5 protein-coding genes and 1 pseudogene are annotated in these 4,153 nt (G+C 68.3%); 3 read left to right on the top strand and 3 right to left on the bottom strand.

Going from position 1 to position 4,153, the window contains the following annotated elements:
- Positions 1-886 (bottom strand): annotated as a pseudogene (locus tag VHK87_RS13625) (spermidine synthase); the annotation flags it as partial.
- Positions 887-950: 64 nt separating this feature from the next.
- Here VHK87_RS13625 and VHK87_RS13620 point away from each other — a divergent pair.
- Positions 951-1,151, top strand: a complete 201-nt coding sequence (locus VHK87_RS13620; RefSeq protein WP_329635435.1) for a hypothetical protein — start codon at positions 951-953, stop codon at positions 1,149-1,151.
- Positions 1,152-1,166: 15 nt separating this feature from the next.
- On the opposite strand, the gene VHK87_RS13615 is transcribed toward VHK87_RS13620, so the two are convergent.
- Entirely contained in the window at positions 1,167-1,625 is a 459-nt protein-coding gene (locus VHK87_RS13615; RefSeq protein ID WP_329635434.1) for a DinB family protein, read from the bottom strand.
- Between the two features lie 77 nt (positions 1,626-1,702).
- Positions 1,703-2,122 carry a cupin domain-containing protein gene (locus VHK87_RS13610; RefSeq protein WP_329635433.1) on the bottom strand — a complete coding sequence of 140 codons (420 nt, stop codon included), beginning with the start codon at positions 2,120-2,122 and terminating at the stop codon, positions 1,703-1,705.
- A 91-nt stretch (positions 2,123-2,213) separates the two neighbouring features.
- Between VHK87_RS13610 and VHK87_RS13605 the strand changes: the two genes are divergently transcribed.
- Positions 2,214-2,837: a TetR/AcrR family transcriptional regulator gene (locus VHK87_RS13605; RefSeq protein WP_329635432.1), complete on the top strand. Its 624-nt coding sequence runs from the start codon at positions 2,214-2,216 to the stop codon at positions 2,835-2,837.
- A gap of 83 nt (positions 2,838-2,920) precedes the next feature.
- The gene (locus tag VHK87_RS13600) at positions 2,921-3,868 is read left to right on the top strand and encodes an amidohydrolase family protein (RefSeq protein WP_329635431.1); all 948 of its coding nucleotides are present in this window, start codon (positions 2,921-2,923) and stop codon (positions 3,866-3,868) included.
- Positions 3,869-4,153 lie beyond the last annotated feature (285 nt).

Here is a 4,153-nt window from a genome sequence, read left to right as displayed (position 1 = left end):
GGCCTTGGCCCACCAGCGCTATCCGCGGTGAGATCGCCGGCCGGTCCTGGAAGGCGACGATGAAGGTGGCGAGGTAGAGCGCCAGCGGCAGCACCCACAGGAACGGCGTTGCGGCGACGTCGGTGCTCAGGAAGGTGGTGGTTCCCAGCATCAGGCTCGATGGCGCAGCTGCGAGCAGGATCCATACCGCGCGCGTGCGCCACTCCGTTGGACCGGTGGCGCTTTGCGCGTCGGCGGCGGCGACGGGAGCCGGTGCGCCGGCGCCCCAGACGGAGGCTCCCACAAGGGCCGCCAGGGACACGAAGATGGCGAAAACGATAGCCCAGGCGTGGGTCTGTCCTTCAAGCGCGAGCAGCGGCTCGACTGCTGTCGGATACGCCAGGAGCGCCAGCATGCTTCCCACGTTGCTGGCCACGTAGAGCGCGTAGGGGTTCGATCCCTCGCCGTTCAGCCGGGCGAACCAGGCCTGCAGCAGTGGAGCTGTGGAGGATAGAATCGCGAAGGGGTAGCCGACGCTGATGGTCAAGGCCGCCAGCAGCCACCCCACGGGCGCATTCGGCGGGGGATCGCCGAGCACTCCGGGCAGGTGCAATGGCAGAAACCCCACGGCGAGCAGCAGCGCGGCAAGGTGGATGGCGGCCTGCGCCCTCAACGAGCGCAACTTCTGCAGTAGGTGCGCGTAGCCGTAGCCGGCCAGCAGGGCGGCCTGGAAAAACGCCATGGTCGTGTTCCACACGGCCGGCGAGCCCCCCAGCTTGGGCAGCAGCATCTTGCCCATCATCGGCTGGACGAGGAACACCAGCGAGGCGCTGGTGAAGATCGCAACCGTGAACAGCAGGGACACAGGGTTGACACGCGGAGCGGACCGCAGGGCTACGTCGGCCATCACCTGGCTCTCCTCGAAAAGGGCCGGAGTACCGTCGTTCAGCAGGGTTGACGCCCCCTTAAGGTTGCGAAGTCTGGCGCTCACCCGGTGCGGCGCCCGGCCGGGACCCGCTGCCCACTGGGCGAGCCCCGAAGGCATCCTGCACCTGGTGTTCACCTCCCGCCGCGGCCTGCGGCCCAGCGTGCGCGCGACGCTGGACGTCCTGGCCGCCGCCCTGCGCTCCGACTCCCCGGCCTGGCAGGCGCAGAGCGGGGCGCTGCTCTGAAGGCTGGATCCGCCGTCAGGCGACGTGCTCCAGGTAGTCCGTGAGGGCGTCGGGACCGGGGATAAGGCCCTTGGACAGGAGCAGGGCCGCCGCGTTGCCGCGGTGATAGGTCCCGTGCAGGCACACGTGCAGGATGATCTCGCCCCGGCGCATCCGCGCAGCCTTGCCGCTGGTGAAGACGAAACTCACCGGCTCCTCCAGGTCCTCCGGCGAGAGGCCGCGCGTATAGCCGCTGTACCATTCGTCCACGCGCCGGATGTCCTCGGCGAGCGTCTCCAGGTTCGGAAGGGTCTCCGATTGCGCCGCCCGAAACGGGTGCGGCAGGCCCTGGAGATGATGCTGGAATATCCTGTCCACCACGTGGAAGTGGTCGACGATGCGGAGCATGATCGCAGCCTCGCCCCCGTCCAGCCGGTCGAGGCTTTGGGCGAGCGCGTCGAGCAGGCCGCGGTCGGCCCAGAGCTTCATGTCCATGAGTTGCGCGTAAGCCGAAGGCGGCATCGGTCTTTCCCTGTTCGAACGCGGATGGGCGCGGGGCTTGGCGGCGCGGCTCAGGCCTCGGCGGAGGATGTTGGGCGGGATGCCGCGGGCTCGTGCGGTCGGTGCGCAACACCTGCGGTCGGCGTGAAGAACAGCAGGCGGCCAGGTTTCAGGACCTGCAGGCGATGCCAACTGCGCTTGGGTACGATCAAGGCCTCGCCCGGCCCGATCTCCGCGGCCTCGACGGCGCCGTCCTGATCGACCGTCGCCAGCAGGCGCCCTTGCAGGACGCAAAGTATTTCATCGCCGGCGGGGTGGATCTCCCAGTGGTCGGCATGCACCGATGCGTCGTCCGAAAAGTCGGATACTCCGATCAGGAACACATCGTCAGCATCGCTGAGCCCGTCGAGGAGCTTGCTGACGGTGAAGGCGCCCCGTCCTTCATCATAGACGAGGAATCGGTCCTGAAGATCGACTTTGAGTGGGGGCATCGGCGCTGTCTGTCCGTCCGTTGACTTCGAATGTGCTGGATAATACGAGCGATAGCTCGCATCGACTACTCGCATTGCGGAAGCTCCGGAAATGCCGCCGAGGCCGCTCACAAGCCCCCGAAAAATCGCCGCTCAGGCGCGGTCCCGCGCAACCGTCGACGCCCTGCTCGAGGCGACCGCTCGCATTCTCGTCAGCGAGGGTTTCGACCGCGCCAGCACCAACCGCATCGCCGCCGCCGCGGGCGTCAGCGTGGGCTCGCTCTACCAGTACTTCCCTTCCAAGGAGGCGGTGGTGGCCGCCGTCATCGCACGCCACAACCGGGACCTGATGCAGGTCGTCCGCGACGTGCTGGAGGAGGCAGCTTCGCAGCCGCTCGACGAGGGGGTGCGAAAGCTCGTCGCCGCGGCCATCGAGGCCCATCGGATCGACCCGACGCTGCATCGCGTGCTCGTCGAGCAGATCCCGCGGACCGGCGCCCTCGAGGACGTCGAGGCCTTCAACCAGGAGACCTTCGCGCTTTTCAGGGCCTACCTCGAGCGCCACAGGGCCGAGCTGCGCCCGGTGGACCTGGACCTCGCGGCCTTCGTGTCCGTGACCTCCGTCGAAGCCGTGACCCACACGGCGGTCCTGCACCGGCCCGACATCCTCTCGGACGAGGCGGTCGGCCGCTTGGTTGATGAGACCACCCGGCTGGTGCTCGGCTATCTCCGCTGATCCGCCGCCGATTTGACAAGCGGCGCCGCGGCCGCGACCAATCCCCCGAGTTGCGGCGGACGAGACGGGGACGGGCAGGCGTCATGATCATCGACTTCGAGTGCGACACCCCCACGCGCGAGGCGGTGGAGGACACCGTCCGGCTGATCGAGCAAGGGCGCGGCTTCGACAAGGAAGGCTACGCCCAGATGATGGCCCCCGGCTGGGCCGCCCAGCTGGGCATGAGCCTGGAGGAGTTCAACGACGCCAAGGCCTCCCGCGGCCTCACCGCCCTGGCGCTGGAGCTGTGCGAGAAGGACATGGCGCGCGCCTTGAGCCACCAGGAGGTCATCGCCATGCTGGACGGCGCCGGCGTCGCCATGGCCTGCATCGGCAACGCGGGGCGCCGGGCCAGCAACGAAGACGTCGCCCGCTTCGCCGCCGAATACCCGGACCGCCTGATCCCCTGGTTCCGCATCTGGGGCGACGAGGGGGAGGCGGGCGCAGCCGCCCTCGAGCGCGGCGTGCGCGAGCTCGGCTGCCGCGGCTTCGAGGTCTCCTGCTACCGCGAGAACCGCCAGATCAACGATCCGGCCTACTGGCCCTTCCTGGCCAAGTGCGTGGAGCTGGACATCCCGGTGCGGATCACCGCCGGCATGCATCTGCTCTCCGACCGCGCCTACGACCTGGCCCACCCAAAATACCTGGACGAGGTCGCCATCCGCTTCCCGGAACTGCGCATCGTGGCGGCCCTCACCGGCTGGCCCTGGGTCGCCGAGACCTGCGCCATCGCCTCGCGCCACAAGAACATCTGGATCGACTTCGCCTGCCGCCGCGTGAAGCACATGCTGGCCCCCGGCGCCGGCTACGAGGCCCTGATCTACTACGGAGCCCGCAATCTCCAGGACAAGGTGATCTTCGGGTCGGGCTGGGGGACGCAGGCGATCCCGCTGGCGCAGCTGGTGGCCGAGACGGACGAGCTGCCGCTGAAGGACAGCGTGCGGGCGAAGTGGATGGGCGGGAATGCGGCGAGGGTGTTGGGGGTGGGCTAGGGGGCAAGTGATGGCCGCTGCTGACCCATAGCCCACCTTCCGACGTCGTGGTCTCGTCGCCTGCGACAAGGGTGCGACGTGAAATTCTGGGACCGATGTGAATGGCCCCTTGACCGGCGGAGCGGTCTTCCATAGATAGCGCGCCTCGCCGGGAGCGACGGGGGCAACCTCGAAGCAACCGACGGACAAGGCTCTTGAAAGGTTGGGTGATCCTTCCTAGATGGAGTCTCCTGCGGCGACCGACGTCTCGATGACGGCGCTGCGGCGAGCGGTTCATCCGCTCAG

The sequence above is a fragment of the Phenylobacterium sp. genome (assembly GCF_036263695.1).
In the GTDB taxonomy this organism is placed as follows: Bacteria; Pseudomonadota; Alphaproteobacteria; order Caulobacterales; family Caulobacteraceae; genus Phenylobacterium.
This window is presented reverse-complemented; position numbering and strand designations above follow the sequence as displayed.

Excerpts from the sequence above, each read along its gene's own strand:
- VHK87_RS13615 (WP_329635434.1), bottom strand. The coding sequence starts at position 1,625 with ATGGACATGAAGCTCTGGGCCGACCGCGGCCTGCTCGACGCGCTCGCC.
- VHK87_RS13610 (WP_329635433.1), bottom strand. The coding sequence starts at position 2,122 with ATGCCCCCACTCAAAGTCGATCTTCAGGACCGATTCCTCGTCTATGAT.
- VHK87_RS13600 (WP_329635431.1), top strand. The coding sequence starts at position 2,921 with ATGATCATCGACTTCGAGTGCGACACCCCCACGCGCGAGGCGGTGGAG.
- VHK87_RS13605 (WP_329635432.1), top strand. The coding sequence starts at position 2,214 with ATGCCGCCGAGGCCGCTCACAAGCCCCCGAAAAATCGCCGCTCAGGCG.